The 16,106-nt window shown below is 61.5% G+C and carries 13 protein-coding genes and 1 tRNA gene; 11 read left to right on the top strand and 3 right to left on the bottom strand.

The window, feature by feature from the left end; translation table 11 throughout:
- Window positions 1–3: 3 nt before the first annotated feature.
- A tRNA-Ser gene (locus AAFO90_RS09855) sits at window positions 4–93 on the bottom strand.
- A 248-nt stretch (window positions 94–341) separates the two neighbouring features.
- On the opposite strand from AAFO90_RS09855, the gene AAFO90_RS09850 reads away from it, so the two are divergent.
- The 7 genes from AAFO90_RS09850 to AAFO90_RS09820 all read left to right on the top strand — a co-directional run bounded on the left by AAFO90_RS09850 (window position 342) and on the right by AAFO90_RS09820 (window position 6,929).
- Window positions 342–1,259: an SPOR domain-containing protein gene (locus tag AAFO90_RS09850; RefSeq protein ID WP_347509280.1), complete on the top strand. Its 918-nt coding sequence runs from the start codon at window positions 342–344 to the stop codon at window positions 1,257–1,259.
- Between the two features lie 123 nt (window positions 1,260–1,382).
- Window positions 1,383–2,513, top strand: a complete 1,131-nt coding sequence (locus tag AAFO90_RS09845) for a D-alanyl-D-alanine carboxypeptidase family protein (RefSeq protein ID WP_065273536.1) — start codon at window positions 1,383–1,385, stop codon at window positions 2,511–2,513.
- A complete protein-coding gene (gene tmk / locus AAFO90_RS09840) occupies window positions 2,510–3,163 on the top strand; it encodes a dTMP kinase (RefSeq protein ID WP_274828198.1) in 654 nt (217 codons plus the stop codon). The genes AAFO90_RS09845 and tmk overlap by 4 nt, the downstream gene beginning before the upstream one ends.
- Window positions 3,160–4,278, top strand: coding sequence for a DNA polymerase III subunit delta' (locus AAFO90_RS09835; protein WP_347509279.1), 1,119 nt, complete (start codon window positions 3,160–3,162; stop codon window positions 4,276–4,278). The genes tmk and AAFO90_RS09835 overlap by 4 nt, the downstream gene beginning before the upstream one ends.
- Before the next feature lie 67 nt (window positions 4,279–4,345).
- The gene (locus tag AAFO90_RS09830; RefSeq protein WP_347509278.1) at window positions 4,346–5,158 is read left to right on the top strand and encodes a TatD family hydrolase; all 813 of its coding nucleotides are present in this window, start codon (window positions 4,346–4,348) and stop codon (window positions 5,156–5,158) included.
- Complete coding sequence (locus AAFO90_RS09825; RefSeq protein WP_065271017.1) at window positions 5,158–5,955, top strand: MBL fold metallo-hydrolase; 798 nt, start codon at window positions 5,158–5,160, stop codon at window positions 5,953–5,955. The genes AAFO90_RS09830 and AAFO90_RS09825 overlap by 1 nt, the downstream gene beginning before the upstream one ends.
- Before the next feature lie 41 nt (window positions 5,956–5,996).
- Window positions 5,997–6,929: an AEC family transporter gene (locus tag AAFO90_RS09820; protein WP_274828195.1), complete on the top strand. Its 933-nt coding sequence runs from the start codon at window positions 5,997–5,999 to the stop codon at window positions 6,927–6,929.
- Between the two features lie 35 nt (window positions 6,930–6,964).
- On the opposite strand, the gene AAFO90_RS09815 is transcribed toward AAFO90_RS09820, so the two are convergent.
- Window positions 6,965–7,315, bottom strand: a complete 351-nt coding sequence (locus tag AAFO90_RS09815) for an META domain-containing protein (RefSeq protein ID WP_347509277.1) — start codon at window positions 7,313–7,315, stop codon at window positions 6,965–6,967.
- A 312-nt stretch (window positions 7,316–7,627) separates the two neighbouring features.
- Here AAFO90_RS09815 and AAFO90_RS09810 point away from each other — a divergent pair, with 312 nt between their 5' ends.
- The 4 genes from AAFO90_RS09810 (at window position 7,628) to AAFO90_RS09795 (ending at window position 15,715) form a co-directional block, all read left to right on the top strand.
- Window positions 7,628–13,162 (top strand): hypothetical protein, encoded by a 5,535-nt coding sequence (locus AAFO90_RS09810; protein ID WP_347509276.1) that lies wholly within the window; start codon window positions 7,628–7,630, stop codon window positions 13,160–13,162.
- 22 nt (window positions 13,163–13,184) lie between these two features.
- Window positions 13,185–13,907, top strand: coding sequence for a CpXC domain-containing protein (locus AAFO90_RS09805; protein WP_274828193.1), 723 nt, complete (start codon window positions 13,185–13,187; stop codon window positions 13,905–13,907).
- A gap of 293 nt (window positions 13,908–14,200) precedes the next feature.
- Window positions 14,201–15,247: a methyltransferase gene (locus tag AAFO90_RS09800; protein WP_274828192.1), complete on the top strand. Its 1,047-nt coding sequence runs from the start codon at window positions 14,201–14,203 to the stop codon at window positions 15,245–15,247.
- A gap of 15 nt (window positions 15,248–15,262) precedes the next feature.
- Window positions 15,263–15,715 (top strand): thioesterase family protein, encoded by a 453-nt coding sequence (locus AAFO90_RS09795; RefSeq protein WP_347509275.1) that lies wholly within the window; start codon window positions 15,263–15,265, stop codon window positions 15,713–15,715.
- A 194-nt stretch (window positions 15,716–15,909) separates the two neighbouring features.
- On the opposite strand, the gene AAFO90_RS09790 is transcribed toward AAFO90_RS09795, so the two are convergent.
- Window positions 15,910–16,106: hypothetical protein (locus tag AAFO90_RS09790; RefSeq protein WP_347509274.1), on the bottom strand; the 197-nt coding region annotated here is incomplete at its 5' end.

Raw genomic sequence — 16,106 nt, 5'->3', positions numbered from 1 at the left:
CGGTGGCGGGGAGACAGGGATTCGAACCCTGGGAACGCTCTCACGTTCAACGGTTTTCAAGACCGCCGCATTCGACCACTCTGCCACCTCCCCGGTCAGCTGGCGGTTTAGGCCGCGCCAGCACATCGTGCAAGGGAAAATCGTGCCATCTTTTTCGAACAAGGAGCTGCGCCCGATGTAAACGCACGCGAAATAATGCCAATTGCCATGCTTTTGTGCCGCCCGCCTGGGGACAGGGTTTTCATGCAAGAAGACGCAGGCTATCATTTGCAAAATCAAACGATGACCGGGAACCCGGCAAGCAGCGCATCGCCGCTTTGAGCACAGGCAAGGGAAGAACCATGACACAGGCCAGAACTCGGGCCACGCCACTCGGAAAAACCGGCGCGCGGATCTGCGCGTCTGCTTTATGTCTGCTGATGCTGACCGCCTGTGAAGACGGCGCCGGGTTGCCGTTCCTGCAGCCCAAAGCCTCTGCGACCGACACAGCGCCGACATCCGCCAGCAGCACCAAGCTGGTGGAGCGCGACGTAGAATCGCCGGATGTGTTTCAGGTGACCGAGGCCGGGCTTTGGGACGGGCGTCCCTCCCTTGGCGGTGTCTGGGTGGCCCACCCCGATGCGCAGGATCCGGAACGGGTCATCATCCGCAACAGCGCCAATGGAAAATTCGTAATCGGCGCCCTGTTCCGCCGCGAGCGTGAAATTCCCGGACCGCGCATTCAGGCCTCCTCGGATGCGGCAGCGGCTCTGGGCATGCTGGCAGGCGCCCCGGTCGAACTGAACGTCACCGCCCTGCGCCGCGAGACAGCACCGGAAGAGGTCGCTGCAGAACCGGCGGAGGATGCCGCAGATACCACGGCACAGAGCGAGGCACTGACGCCCGATGCGGTAGCAGAGGCACCGCTGGACCCGATCGCCGGGGCTGCTGCTGCCATTGATGCGTCGGCTCCAGACGCGAGCACGGCGGCTGCACCTGCAAAACCACAGCCCACGCCCGCGACGGCAAAAACACGCGTTTCGCCGCTTGAAAAACCTTACATCCAGATCGGCATCTTCAGCGTCGAGGCAAACGCCAATCGCACCGCAGGTCAGATGCGCAATGCAGGCATGATCCCGATCGTTTATGAGCAATCCTCCAACGGCAAACCCTTCTGGCGCGTTGTCGTCGGACCGGCACAGACCAAGAGCGAGCGCAGCCAGCTGCTGAAAAGCGTCAAACAGGCTGGCTTCTCGGATGCCTACGCGGTGACCAATTGACCTGCATGACGCCCCCAGCCCCGCGTCCAGCCCCGCGTCGCCTGCACACAGACCAACAAGGATGACACACCGGTGATCGATCTTGTCAAATCCGCACTGAAACTGACCGCCTGCGCCGGGTTTATGCTGAGCATTGCCTCTGTTCCGGCCTCGGCCTTTGATACAAAGGCCCGCGCCGCCTTCGTGCTAGATCAAAGCACCGATACGGTTCTGCTTTCGAAGAATGCCGAGGTGCCTTTGCCCCCGGCCTCCATGTCCAAGCTGATGACGCTTTATGTGGCCTTTGAAGCCCTGCGCGATGGGCGGCTGACGCTGGATGAACAGCTGCCGGTCAGCGAACACGCGATGAGCTATGGCGGCTCCACCATGTTCCTGGACACAACCGACCGTGTCCGGGTCGAGGATCTTCTGCGCGGCATCATCGTGCTGTCGGGCAACGACGCCTGCGCGGTGATCGCCGAGGCACTGAGCCCGGACGGAACCGAGGCCGGTTTCGCCCGTTACATGACCAAGCGCGCGCGCGAACTGGGCATGGCCAATGCCACCTTTGCCAATTCCAACGGTTGGCCCGCCGCTGGGCATCGCATGTCGATGCAGGATCTGGGCATTCTTGCCCAGCATCTGATCGAAGATTTTCCGCAGTATTACCCGCTGTTTTCGGAAAAGACCTTTGAATTTGATGGACGCGCGCCGTCGAACACCCGCAACCGCAATCCGCTGCTGACGCTCGGCATTGGCGCCGACGGTCTGAAAACCGGCCACACCAGCGAGGCGGGCTATGGCCTTGTTGGATCGGCCAAACAGGGCGACCGGCGGGTGATCTTCGTGATCACGGGGCTGGCCAGCACCAAGGCGCGTGCAGAGGAGGCAGAGGCCCTCGTTAACTGGTCGTTTCGCCAATTTACCAAGAAAACCATCGCCAAAGCTGACACCCCTGTCGCCGAAGCCGAAGTATGGCGCGGCGCTGCACGATCGGTAGGCCTGGTGCCAGCCGAAGATCTGGAAATCCTGGTACCCGCCCTGACCGGCAGTGAGATCAACGCCGAGGTGGTCTACACCGGCCCCATCGACGCGCCGGTCCGCAAGGGCGACAAACTGGCCGAGCTGGTCTTCCAGCCCGATGAGTTGCCCGAGGTGCGCTTGCCGCTGGTGGCGGCGAATGACGTACCCGCAGGTGGCTTTCCGGTGCGGGTCAAGACCGCCGCGCAGGTTCTGATCAAACGCTTTCTGAACGGCCCCGAGGACGCGCTGTGACACCCGGTCCCGAACGCGGATTGTTCATCACCTTCGAAGGCATCGACGGGTCCGGCAAATCCACCCAGTGTCGGCTGCTGGCCGAGACGCTTCAGGCGGCAGGGCGCGAGGTGGTGCTAACTCGCGAGCCCGGCGGCTCCCCCGGGGCCGAAGAGATCCGGCGGCTGGTGCTGGAGGGCGATCCCGACAAATGGTCGGCGGAGACCGAAATCCTGTTGTTCACAGCCGCGCGTCGGGATCATCTGGAGCGCACCATCGAACCGGCGCTTGCCGCTGGCAAGGTGGTGATCTGCGATCGGTTTGCCGACAGCACCCGCATGTATCAGGGCCTGTCGCGCGGCGATCTGCGCGCTACGGTGGACCAGCTGCATGACCTGATGATCGGCCGTGAACCGGATCTTACCATCCTGATCGACATGGACCCGGCCACCGGCCTCTCGCGCGCCAAGGGGCGTCAGGGCACTGAAGAACGGTTCGAGGATTTCGGCCTGTCCTTGCAGGAAAAGATGCGCGCCGGTTTTTTGGCACTGGCGCAGGAATTCCCCGACCGGTTCCGCGTTCTGGACGGCGACCGTGCTCTGGATACGGTCGCGCAGGACGTTCTGTCGCAGGCGCTGGCGGCCCTTTCCCCCGAAGGACACCCGGTATGAGCGCGCAGGACGAGCTACCGCGCGCAGATCAGGCCGCAGGCGCGCCACACCCGCGGGAAACCCCGCAGATATTCGGCCAGAACAAGGCAGAGCAGGATTTTCTTACCGCCTTCAACTCGGACCGGTTGCATCACGGCTGGCTGTTGACCGGGCCGCAGGGCATTGGCAAGGCGACGTTGGCCTGGCGCATCGCGCGGTTTCTTCTGGCGACGCCCCCGGCCGAGGACGGGCTGTTCGGCGCGCCGCCGCCAGCGACCACGCTCGACGTCGCCCCGGATCACCCGGTATCGCACCGGATCCACGCCCTGGCCGAACCGGGGCTGGCTGCGATCACCCGCAGCTATAACGACAAGGGAAAACTGCGCGATCAGATCGTTGTCGATGATATCCGCGCACTGAACCGGTTCTTCGGCCTGTCTGCCACCGATGGCGGGCGCCGGGTGGTGATCGTGGATGCCGCCGATGACATGAACCCCAGCGCCGCCAACGCCCTCTTGAAAATGCTGGAAGAGCCGCCCGCGCGGACCACCATGTTCCTCATTTCGCATCAGCCCTCGCGCCTGTTGCCGACGATCCGCTCGCGCTGCCGCACGCTGCGCCTTGGCCCTCTGTCAGCAGAGGATATGCAGGCCGCCCTCAGCCAATCCGGGGCCGAGCTGCCAGAGAACGCCGATCATCTTGCGGCGCTGGCGGCCGGATCGGTCGGCGCGGCGCTGCGTCTTCTGAACCTTGGTGGGCTGAAGACATACGCCGAACTTGTACAGATCCTCGATTCTCTGCCCCGTCTGGACCGTCAGCGCGCCATGGCGCTGGCCGAAACCGCGGCCCAGCGTGGCGGCGCGGAAAAATTTGAGCTACTGCTGACCCTGACCGAGGTCGCCATGGCCCGGCTGGCCCGTACCGGCGCCACCGGACAGCCGCCCCAGCCAGAGGCCGCCCCCGGTGAAACCGCCATGTTGCAGCGCCTCGCCCCCGGTCCGCACAAAGGCCGGGCATGGGCTGACCTTTCTGCCGAAGCAACGGCACGCGCCCGCCACGGTCAGGCCGTGAACCTTGACCCCGCCGCGCTAGTCCTAGATACGGTTTTCAAGATGCAGGAAACCGCGTCGCGCTGATCCCGACTCGTCCGGGCTGGTCTGGGCAGGTCCGGGGCTGCGGCGCACAAGACGACGAAAGACAGGCATGAGCAGCACATCCCTTCCCCAGATCACCGACAGCCACTGCCATCTGGATTTTCCGGATTTCGCTGGCGAGCTGGATCAGGTGATCGCCCGTGCCACCGAGGCCGGGGTCACCCGGATGGTCACCATCTGCACCAAGATGAAGAATGAACCCTCGGTGCGCGCCATCGCCGAAATCCACGCGCCGGTGTTTTACGCCGCAGGCACCCACCCGATGAGCGCGGCTGATGAGCCGCTGGTCAGCGTGGATGAACTGGTGGCGCTGGCCAAACACCCCAAATTTGTCGGCATTGGCGAAACCGGGCTGGACTATCACTACACCGCGGACAGCGCCGAGATTCAGCAGGTCTCGCTGCGCAATCACATTGCCGCCGCCCGTGAAACCGGCCTGCCGCTGATCATCCACGCCCGCGCCGCGGATGACGACATGGCCCGCATCCTGTCCGAAGAAATGAAAAACGGCAGCTATTCCTGCGTGATGCATTGCTTCTCCTCCTCGGCGGAACTTGGCCGGGCGGCGCTGGATCTCGGGTTTTACCTGTCGATGTCCGGGATTGCCGCCTTCCCCAAAAGCCAGGCGCTGCGCGACATCTTTGCCGCCGCGCCCATCGATCGCATTCTGGTGGAAACCGACGCACCCTATCTGGCACCGCCGCCGCACCGGGGCAAACGCAATGAACCCGCTTATTCAGCACTGACCGCCAAAGTCGGCGCCGAGGCTTTTGGCATGGACTACGCCGATTTCGCGGCCCAGACGCAGGAAAATTTCGACCGGTTGTTCTGGAAAGCAGCGCAATATCAGGCGGCCGCCTGATGGCTGAACTGCGCTTTACCATCCTCGGCAGCGGCTCTTCGGGCGGGGTGCCGCGCCTTGGCGGTCACTGGGGCGATTGCGACCCTGAGAACCCACGCAACAGACGGCGGCGCTGCTCCATGCTGGTTGAGCGCGACGGCCCGGATGGCACCACGACGGTGCTGATCGATACTTCGCCGGATATGCGCAGCCAGCTGCTGGATGCAGAGGTCGGGCGGCTGGACGCGGTGGTCTATACTCATTCCCATGCGGACCACGTGCATGGTATCGACGATCTGCGCATGATCGTCTTCAACATGCGCAAGCGGATCCCGGTCTACGCCGATGGCGATACCCAAAATGCCCTGCTGTCGCGCTTTGGCTATGCCTTTGTGCAACCCGAAGGATCGCCCTATCCGCCGATCCTGGATCTGCAAAGCATCAATGGCCCCTTTGTTATCGATGGCCCTGGCGGAGAAATCCCCTTCCGCCCCTTCGAGGTCGGGCATGGGTCGATCGACGCGCTGGGGTTCCGGATGGGGGGGCTGGTCTATCTTCCCGACGTGGTCGACATCCCCGACAGTGCCCTGCCCGAGCTGCAGGATATGGATTGCTGGGTTCTGGACGCCCTGCGCCGCACCCCACATCCCACGCATTTCAACATGACGCAGGCGCTGGAGTGGATCGAGCGGATGCAGCCCCGGCGCGCGGTGCTGACCAACATGCATATCGATATGGATTATGCCACTGTCGAGGCAGAAACCCCCGATCATATCTCTGCCGCCTATGATGGCATGGTGATCCGCAGTCCGATCTAGGGCCGCCCAACCGGGCGAGCGCCCATTAGGACTACGACTATATGCTGCAAAGCCTGATCGACGTCATTCTGCCCGTTTTCCTGGTGGTCGCTGCGGGCTATGCCGCAACGATGAAGGGATATTTCACGCACAGCCATATCGAAGGGCTGATGAAATTCACCCAGAGCTTTGCCATCCCCTGCTTGTTGTTCCGGGCGATTGCCAATCTGGATCTCTCCAGCAGTTTTGACCCGACATTGCTCGTCAGCTTTTACACCGGGGCGGGGATCTGTTTTCTGATCGGCCTCTTCGGTGCGCGGCTGATCTTCAAACGCGACTGGGAAGACTGCGTGGCCATCGGCTTCTGCTGCCTGTTCTCCAATTCGGTCTTGCTGGGCCTGCCGATCACCGAACGCGCCTTTGGCCCCGACAATCTGACCGGCAACTATGCGATCATCGCGTTCCATTCGCCCTTTTGCTATGGCATCGGCATCACCGTGATGGAGATCGTCAAGAACCGCGGCAGCGGCAGCATGAAGATGGCGCGCTCGGTGCTGACTGCGATGTTCCGCAACGTGCTGATCCTCGGGATTGCACTGGGATTTGCCGCCAACCTGATCGGCCTCACCATTCCTGGTGCAATTGACGATGCCCTGCAGCTTCTGATCCGCGCCGCGCTCCCGGCGGCGCTGTTCGCCCTTGGCGGCGTACTGGTGCAATACCGCCCCGAGGGCGATCTGCGCACTATCGCATTTGTCTGCGTAACCGCCCTGATGGTGCACCCGGCCATCGTCTGGTCCCTTGGCAGCACTCTTGGCCTGAAACAGGATCTGTTCCGCTCCGGTGTTCTCAATGCCGCGATGGCGCCGGGCTTTAACGCCTATATTTTTGCCAATATGTACGGCCGCGCCCGGCGCGTCGCCGCTTCCTCGGTATTGATTGCAACCGGGGCCTCGGTACTGACGGTGTGGTTCTGGCTCGTGGTCCTCACCTGAGGCACCACCCCTGCCCGCCTAGGCCTCGCGCAGGTTCAGCCGGGCAGTCGCACCGCCCAGAGCAGCGGCTCATCAAAGTTATACATGACCAGCTGTCCGTCCTCGGCCAGTTCAATCCGGTTGACCAGACCCAGCTGCTGTAGGAACTCGCGCTCTGCGATCATCGTTTGTTCGTCACAGAGCCCGCCGCCGATATCAAACGGCGTGAACATGAGGTTCTGCAGGTCCGGCCCATAGGTGGTGGTGAAGCTGCGGCAGGGGCTGGAGCCGTAGAGCGTGCCCTCGGCAAAATCGAACCGCATTTCGTCAAAGCCCGCAATGTCGATGCCCTTTACCCGCTGAACGATCCAGGCGCCATCGAAACTCTCTGCCGTGGTTGAAGCCATTGGGAAACCTCCACTGGGTGCATTCGCGTGCTCCGAGGCAAAAGAATATCCCGGCAATCCGCCACCGGAAATCCCGGCGCTAACCGCCAGAATGAGGGCCTGGAAGGGACCTGAAATCCTCATGCGGCAGAGCCGGTTATCAGGAATATCAGCATGGTTTCACCTTGGTGCATATGGGCCTTGAGTGTGCGCAGTCTGCACAGTTTCACAAGAAGAAATTTCTTGCCGAAACGTTAACCGCGTGCGACCCTGAAACAGGGCGAGAGTCTAATGTTCTAGTTTTAAACAGTTTTTTAGTCCAGGAGCTGCCCAATGCCTCTTGATGGATCTGCCGCGAAAGAAATAAAACAACAGATGGCGATTGCCCGCAAACGCGAGCTGGCCTTTGGTTTGTGTTTTGGCAAGAAGATCGAAGACTCGGTCTTTCTCACCCACAAGACCAAAGCCGCCAAGGTGCTTGGTAAGCAGGCGAAATCCGATGGGGAGACGCCGCAATTCACCTTTGGACGGCTGAAACTGGACGGCAAGGAGCTGACCCTCATCGTCGAAGGAAAGATCCCGCCGGGCATGGCCCGCAAGGCCAAGAAAATGTTCATGGTCGTCGGGCTGAAATACAGCATCATCATTCAGGACCCCGACGGAAAGGTCGTCGAAGCCGAGAAGGATGAAGACGAAGAAGCCCCAGCAGCGAAAGAGGCCGCAAGCGGCGAGACGGCGACGGAAACGGCAGAACCGGACGGCCCCGCGGCGCCCTCGGGCACGCCAGATCCGGCAGAGGAGAAATGGGCCGCAGCCGCGAAAAAGGTCGAAGCCAACCTCGTGAAGCTGCGCCAGATCGCCGGGATTGATCTTTCCCGGGTCGAGGCGCTTTGGAAGGCGCTGCAGGCCAAGGCGGACAGCGGCGCCTTTGCCACGGCGCTAGAGCATGTGGCCAAGCTGTCGGTCGAGATGAAGACGGCGGCCCAGGACGCCGCCGCCCGGGCCAAGCGGCAAACCCTGCTTGAGGCAAAGTGGCAGCAGGCAGAAGCTAAGCTGAAGCCGCTGATCGACGAGGTTCTCTCCTTCAAGACAACCCAATCCGAGAAAATTCAGGCGGTCTGGGCGCAGATCACCGCGAGGGTGGAAGCCACGCCGCCTGATTTCGAAGGCGCGCTGAAGGCGGTCGGTCCGCTGGCACAGGCCATTTCCAAGGCTCGTCAGGCCGCGGCCGAGGCACCTCAGGAAGAACCGGCCCCGCCAAGCGGAGGGGCCGAGGCGGCGGAAGGCGGCGACACTACAACGATCCCCCGCCCGGACGCACCGGAAAAGGAACCCGAACAGGCCGCACCGCCATCGGGCGAGGCCACTGGTGATACGGATGATACCGACCTTTCCGACCAGATTGCCCGTATCGAAGCCGCGTTGAAAGAGCTGCGCGACGGGCCGGTGAAGACCTATAACACCATCGTGCCCGAGGCGGTCAGCCAGACCCCGGACAAATGGAGGACCGCCCTGGAGAAAGTCGAGGCGCTGGCGAACGAAGCCAAGGCCAAGCCCGAAAGCAGCAGCACGGCCAAGCTGGAGGCTGGCGAAAAGGCCCTTGCCGGGCTGAAAAAGGCAGTTGCCACCGACACCGAAGCCAAGACCGGTTTTGGCAAGGCGCTGGCAATCTTTGACCTGCGGATGGTCCCCCTGACCAGCCATCCAAAGGCCGGGGCCCCGGAAATCGCGCCCGAAATCGCCAAGATCAACGACATCCGCACGGACGCCATCGCGAAGGCAAAGGCTCACGATCTGAAAACCGCGACTGAGGCGCTCACGGCTGCTGAGGCCGAGATCACCAAGGCCGAGGTGCTGGCCGATGACTTTGCCCATTTCATGGCGCTGGACCCCGACCGCAAGGAGCTGGCCGACGCTGCGCGTGGGGTGACGGTCGGCGATCCCGCGATCGACGATGCCGCCCGCGAGATGGAACGCCTTTACGATGCGGCGCAGCAGGACAAGGCCGCGAAGAAATTCAAGGATGGCATCAAGAAGCTGGATGAGATCGCCGCAGTTTACGCCAAAACTGCCCGGGTGCGGACGCTGCGGGAAAGCTATGAAGACGCCCGGCCCAAGGCCAAGACTTGGGTCGATTACTGGGCCACGCTTCCCGGCGCTGTCAAAAACCTGCTCACGGTGAAGTTGACCGAGGCGAACGGCTATTACAACGATTCCGATGTCGCCACGAGCAAGGACTACGCCGAGTCACTCAAGACCCTTGGCAAATTCTGGCACCTGCGCGCGTTTCTGGAAACCGAAATTCCGGTGGTGCAGCAATACGCGCCCAAGCTGACCGCCTTTGAGGCCAAGCTTAAGGAATTCAAGGACCACGATGGCGCCTCGGGCATTCAGGTGATCATCCTGAAAATGGAAAGCGATCTCGCCTCGGCCAAGGCGGAAGCAGCGCTTCACAAATACTCAACGGCCATATCCCTGCTGGATGCCACGGCCGGGGATTGGGCAGCGACCACTGCGCAGGCGGACGCCTGTAAGGCCTACAAGGAAAAGCGCCAGGTCGTTCAGGGCAAGATCGCCCCGCTGAAGAACGTACCGCAAGCCGCTGGCATGCTGGCCGATGCCGAGGCGCTGCTGGCCGAAGCCGTGGCCCGTGCGCTCAAGCTCGACTTCCCCACGGCCAACACCTGCCTGGCGGATGCGGAAAAACGCATCGACAGCGCCAAGGCTGCGGCAGAGGCCTCGGTTGAACTCGACGGGCTGACCGATACCGCCGCGCTGGATAACCTGAAAAAGAAATGGGATCCGGCCTTCAAGGTCTTCACCGATATCCGGGACAAGGTGGTCGCGGCGGATACCGGCAATGATTTCACCCTGCCGATCGCCAAGGCGCAGGTGCCTGCCGCCGAGGCTGAAAAAGCCAAGAAGGCCAAGAAATATGACGATGCGCGCGCCCATCTGGACAGCGCCATCGCCAATCTGAAACTCGCCATGGTGCTGGTCCATCAGCATCACGCCTATGAGGAACTGAAAACCTCTCTGGGAACGCGGGTGGCTGGGCTGGCGGCGCTGAACGATGCCAATTGCCTGCAGCCGCATCTGGATGACATCACCCGTCTGACCAGCGAAGCAGACAATCTGATCAAGCCCGAAGCCTATGACTACGACGGCGCCGAGGCCAAGCTGGCCGCCGCACGCGCTATGGTCGACCAGGCCCGCGCAGAAGGTGAACTTTACAAGACGATCAAGGCCGACCGGGCCAAGGCCACCGCGGTGATCGCCAAAATCACCACCGAGGGCGGCGATGTAGAAACCCAGCTGGAGCATCGAAAGACCGAGATACAGGCGCTGATCGACGAAAGCATCCGGCTGCAAACCGCGCGGGATTTCAAAGGCGCCGCGGAGAAGGCCAAGGATGCAGCCGGTTGGGAAAAGGCCACCGACGCGGATCTGACGACACTCAAAACCGTGCTGGGCTGGGAAGGGCCCTATTTCAAGGTTCCCCGCGCCACGCTGATCGGCCCGGGCAAGGAAGCCGGGGTGCATCAGATTGCCCGGGCGGACGCAGATTTCGCCAAATATGAGGCGATGAAGGCCGCGCATACCTATACGGCGGCGCGCGGCATGTTCGAAAAGGCTTACCAGAAGATCGAGGCGTGCAAGGTTCTTCTCGCGGCGGCGGCCCCCTACCCTCAGGCGGTAACCGATGCGCAGGCGGCGGTCGATGCATTGGCCGCCGAAAGCAACGATGCCACCAAGGACCGGATCAAGGAGATGACAGACCGGCTGGCGGCAGCCAAGCTCGACACCACCCGGACCGACCTGACGGAAAACGATTATTCGCAAGCCGTGAAAGAGCTGAAGGCACTTACCGAGGCTGCCAAGGCGCTGCTGACCGCGATCACCGGATCATCGGAGTATGAAACCGCCAGGGCAGAGGCAAAGGCCAAGCTGGACGAGGCACAGGCGCACAAGCAGGCCGACGCCATCGCGGCGCAGCTGACCCGGCTGACAGCCAAATATGACGCGCTGGTCAAGCTGGCACCAAGTGACTACGCGACGGCAAAAACCATGGCAGAGGAAGTTGCAACCTCGGCCGAAGAGGCCCTGTCGACTGCCAAGACGCATGGCATCCTTGAAGTGGTGAATTCTGCCATTGGCGGGGATGAGGACAGCGCCCCGTGGTGGCCGCAGGTGCAGGCGGCGAAACTGTCGATCAAAGTGGTCGGCAGCCGTGAAAACGCCGATGTCGCAGCGGTACACCTGAAGACCGCGACGGCGGAAATCGAAAACTGCCAGAAAGACGGATTGGCGCCCAAGGTCGCCAAGGGGCATCTGCTCGCCGCGCTGGAAGCCTGCAACACGGCGGATGAGGTGATTTCGCAATATGCCTTCATCACGCAGGAAATCGCCCACGCCCGCACGGCCCTGACCCCGGTCGAGGACCACGAAGAAGCCGCCTATGTCGCCGCCGAGGTCGCCGAAGTTGAAAAGCTGCTGACCGGGGCACAGACCGCTGCCAGAGGTGGCCAGAACTATGCATCGGTCAGCGCCGATATTGAAAAGGCTATCGCCCTGACCAAAACCGCATTGGAGCTGGCCAAGCAGCATAAGACGTACAAAGAGCTGCGCGCCGAACCGGAAGTGGAGCCCCGCCTGGCCGTGCTCGAAGGGCACGAACACCGCTACGCCATCAAACCCAGCATCGACACCATGCGCAAGAAACTGGCGGATGCCGCGGCGCAGGACGCAGGTAAACAGCCTGCAGATGCTATCAAGCTGCTGGAAGAGGCACGCGCCATTGGCACCAGCGCCTATGTCATGGCGCAGATGCGGGCCAATACGCCGCCAGACCCGGCAGACATCGAGAAAATCCTGGCACGCCCGGGTGGCACCGCCGAGCTGGATGCGATGATCGACAATCTGGAGCCGGAAGCCCAGCGCGCGGTGGTCAAGGTCGCCTTCAAGGCGCGCTTTGGCTGCGATATCAAGAACTTCAGCAACAAGAACTTGGCGCCAGCCACCGAAATCGCCGATGGCGATCTGAAAGGCCCCAATATCGTGGCCTTCTACAAGGCAATGCAAGACTTGCCGCTGGACCACACGCTCAACAATGACTCGCTGAAGAAATTCGCCATCAACGAAGCCGACAAAGGCGGATCCATGTACCAGGGCAACGAGAAGCGGATCGTGATGCACGAAGGTGATGCGGGCCTGTCGCCCAACTATGCCTTCGGCAGTGATGACGCGGTCGGCAGCCTGGATGATGCGGCCACCCCGGAAGAGCGCACCGAGCTGGAAAAATGCAAACCCGCGAACGAAGAACCGGTGACCTTCTTCAACTGGAACACCCTGCACGAGGTTGGCCATGCGGTGGATGACAAACACGGTTTCATGAACAGCAACGGCAGCAAAAAGGATTTCGGTGGCTGGACCGAATACGGCATGGCGATTTCGGACATCGCCGAGAAATTTGCCAAGAAGTTCAAATATGACAAGGACTATATCACCGAATACATGGCCCATAACACAAGCGCCCACGCCCCGGACAAACCCGCGGACGAGACCTGCACGGACGAAGAATGGGAAACCCGGCGCGTTCAGGTTCAGGCGCATATCGATAGCGCCTCGGAGCCCGCAAAACCATGGTCCAGCATGACCTCTGCCAAGAAGCTCGCGATTGACGGTGTTGTGTATCAGGAGAGTTATACCAACAGCTGGACCTCCTATCTGCTTGGCGCACGCGCCAAGGGCATGACCGGCTACCAGTTCCGGGCGCCGGGCGAATGGTTTTCCGAACTTTATGCCGCCTATCACTCGGGCAAGCTGAAACCGAACCATCCGGCGATTGACTGGTTGTCCAAACTCTGACTGATCGAAAGGCTGTCGACCGATGTCCCTGTTTCATCCCGTCAATCTGCTCTGCCCGCAATGCGAGGCGCCCGTTTCCATGTCCGCCGTCGGCAGTGTCAACGCCGACCGTCGTCCCGACCTACGGGACGACATCCTGGAAAACCGGTTTCAGGACGCGGCCTGCCCCGCCTGCGGCGAGAGTTTTCGCCTGCAACCGCAGTTCAATTACCTCGACGCCGGGCGCGGGCAATGGATCGCTGCGATGCCCGCCAACCGGTTGCGCGATCATCTGGAGCTGGAGGATGAGGCCAATGATCTGTTTTCCACCAGCTATGGGTCGCAGGCCCCCGCTGCCGCGCAGGAGGTCGGCAAAGGGCTAACCGTGCGACTGACCTTTGGCTGGCCAGCGGTGCGGGAAAAATTGCTGCTGCGGCAGCTGGATCTGGACGATGTGATCGTCGAGATGATGAAGCTGCACATCCTGCGCAGCGTCGAAACCGCCCCCTTGGCTGAAGGCATTGAGCTGCGGCTTGTCGATGTGGACGAAGAGACCGGCAGCTATGTCTTTGCCTGGCTGGAAACCGCATCGGAAAAATACATTGAATACCTGAACGTGCCATCAGAGCTGTATCAGGTGATCCACGACAACCCGGAGGGATGGGCCGCGATCCGCGGTCGGCTGGAGACAGGACCTTTCGTCGATATGCAGAAACTCTACATGGGTGAAGGCCGCCATACGGGCGATGAACGCCAGGCAGGTTAACACCGCGCAGCCGACACTCAGCGCAAACCGCGGCGGCGGGGGGCAAAAACGTTCCTCTTGTCGGGCAGACATCAGGCGATCTGCCCTGCCACTAGGTGCGGTTAAACCCATCCGTGCTCTGCCCATCGCGGCTGGAAAAGCAGGGATGGAAGGCGCTCTTCACCGTAGAATGCATCAAAATTTGGCTCAAAACCGACAACTTGTAACATGTTTCCGGCACTACTGTTGCGTGACAGCTACGGCTGTGTATGCTCCCAGACACATCCGAAATGACAGAAAGGTAAGTGGGCTTCATGCAGGATCTGACCCCGGCGACACTCGACAACAATGCAATCGAAAGCGCGGAGGATCTGTCGTCCATCGCTTTCAGTTTCATGGCATCAAAGGCGCTGTTCACCGGTCTGCATGTCGGTATCTTTTCACTGCTCGCGGACGGCCCAAAGACGGCCAAAGAACTGTCAGAGGCCGCAGATGTGCCGCTCAACCGCATCGTCACGCTGACAACCGCGCTGGCCAGCGTCGGGCTGCTGAGCAACACGGACGATGACAAGATCAAGAATTCCCCCGCCGCTCAGAATTTCCTTTCAAAAACATCGAAATACGATTTCGGCGATTATCTTCGCTATCAGATCGACCAACAGATGTACCCTTTCCTGCTGCAGTTGAATGCGGTGATGAAAGGCGAACTCTCCGAGGATGCAATCGCTTCTTACCGGCACTGGATGGCGGATGAAGAACAGGCTTCGGTCTATTCCGAAAGCCAGCACGCCGGCTCGCTTGGCCCGGGGCGCACACTGGCCCGCACTGTGGACCTGTCCCATGCCAAGACCCTCTTGGACGTGGGCGGCGGCACCGGCGCGATGACCATCAGCCTGTGCAACGAATATGAGAACCTTGAGGCCACCATCATCGACTTCCCCAACGTGGCAGAAATCGGTTGGGGCTTTGTCTCCGAGGCCGGTCTGATCGACCGGGTGCGCTATATTCCAGGCAACGCCATCGAAATCCAGTGGCCAGGCAACCAGGACGCCATCCTGATGTCCTATCTGATGAGCGGCGTTCCCGGCGACGACGTCGAGGGCCTGCTGACGAAAGGCTTTGAGGCGCTGGCTCCCGGTGGCAAGCTGATGGTGCATGACTTCATGGTGGAAGAGAACCGCCGCGGACCCGCGCTGGCCGCACTCTGGCAGTTGCAGCACATGGCCTTTACCCCCGACGCCCGTTCGCTGTCGGTGGGCTGGCTGACGGAAATGGGCAAAAAGATCGGTTTCGAGGTAGAGACCGTCGACAACCTAATCCCCGCGATGACCAAACTGGTCGTCTTTTCCAAACCTGCCTGAGCCGGGGGAGCGGAGATGTCGACATTTCGCGTACACGAAGAGCCGCTTCAGCAGGAGTGGCTGGATGCCTATGGCCACCTGAACGAAGCCTACTATCTGGTCCCGTTCAGCAATGCGACATGGAAACTGCAAGACCGTTTCGGGATCGGTACCGCATATTTCGAGGAAACGGGCTGCGCGCTATATACGCTTGAGACGCACCTGCGGTACGTGGGGGAAGTGCGCGCTCCGGCAACCCTGTCAATCGAGGCCGCGATCCTGGGCGTGGACAGCAAACGTTTGCAGATCGGGCACACAATGTGGTCGGCCGATCAGGAATGCGCGACGTTTGAATGCATGCTGCTGCACTACGATACGCGCCAGCAACGTGCCACGGCCTTCCCCGAGGCGATCTATAACAGCCTTTTGGATGCCGTCCTGTCCCCGCCCCCGGAATGGGCCGGGCGGGCTGTGCGCCAGTTGGCATAGGCCAGGCGCTGGAGACCAGAGGGGCGCATTCTCCCTGTTGGGCCAATGCCCGCATTTCCACGGCCGAGTGTCGACGTAGGATGCTTGCACCGGCCCGCATCGGTGCGGGGATACCCTGCCCCGATGCGGGCTCTTCCGCTCAACTGCAAGACACTGGGCCCCAGCTTACACTACCGATTTTCAGCTCAAAATCTTCACTCAGCAGGCTCCCGTTCAAGGGCAACCTTTCCTTTATCGGTTTCAAGCTCAAGCTCATGCCATTGAAACCGACATTCCCCAAGTGGCCTGCCGTCTGACGTCAAGATCGCCTGATTTTGCCCGCTGGACAAGCGTTTTTCGCGCCGAGCGGCGTCTGCGGTCGCGCAAACGCCTGGAGCTGGGCGGATCGGGC

Source organism: Phaeobacter sp. CAU 1743 (assembly GCF_039839315.1).
GTDB lineage: Bacteria > Pseudomonadota > Alphaproteobacteria > Rhodobacterales > Rhodobacteraceae > Phycobacter > Phycobacter gallaeciensis_A.
Note: the sequence above shows the minus strand (reverse complement) of the source record. Positions and strands in the feature narration are given on the sequence as shown.

Excerpts from the sequence above, each read along its gene's own strand:
- AAFO90_RS09850 (WP_347509280.1), top strand. The coding sequence starts at position 342 with ATGACACAGGCCAGAACTCGGGCCACGCCACTCGGAAAAACCGGCGCG.
- AAFO90_RS09845 (WP_065273536.1), top strand. The coding sequence starts at position 1,383 with ATGCTGAGCATTGCCTCTGTTCCGGCCTCGGCCTTTGATACAAAGGCC.
- AAFO90_RS09835 (WP_347509279.1), top strand. The coding sequence starts at position 3,160 with ATGAGCGCGCAGGACGAGCTACCGCGCGCAGATCAGGCCGCAGGCGCG.
- AAFO90_RS09830 (WP_347509278.1), top strand. The coding sequence starts at position 4,346 with ATGAGCAGCACATCCCTTCCCCAGATCACCGACAGCCACTGCCATCTG.
- AAFO90_RS09825 (WP_065271017.1), top strand. The coding sequence starts at position 5,158 with ATGGCTGAACTGCGCTTTACCATCCTCGGCAGCGGCTCTTCGGGCGGG.
- AAFO90_RS09820 (WP_274828195.1), top strand. The coding sequence starts at position 5,997 with ATGCTGCAAAGCCTGATCGACGTCATTCTGCCCGTTTTCCTGGTGGTC.
- AAFO90_RS09815 (WP_347509277.1), bottom strand. The coding sequence starts at position 7,315 with ATGGCTTCAACCACGGCAGAGAGTTTCGATGGCGCCTGGATCGTTCAG.
- AAFO90_RS09810 (WP_347509276.1), top strand. The coding sequence starts at position 7,628 with ATGCCTCTTGATGGATCTGCCGCGAAAGAAATAAAACAACAGATGGCG.
- AAFO90_RS09805 (WP_274828193.1), top strand. The coding sequence starts at position 13,185 with ATGTCCCTGTTTCATCCCGTCAATCTGCTCTGCCCGCAATGCGAGGCG.
- AAFO90_RS09800 (WP_274828192.1), top strand. The coding sequence starts at position 14,201 with ATGCAGGATCTGACCCCGGCGACACTCGACAACAATGCAATCGAAAGC.
- AAFO90_RS09795 (WP_347509275.1), top strand. The coding sequence starts at position 15,263 with ATGTCGACATTTCGCGTACACGAAGAGCCGCTTCAGCAGGAGTGGCTG.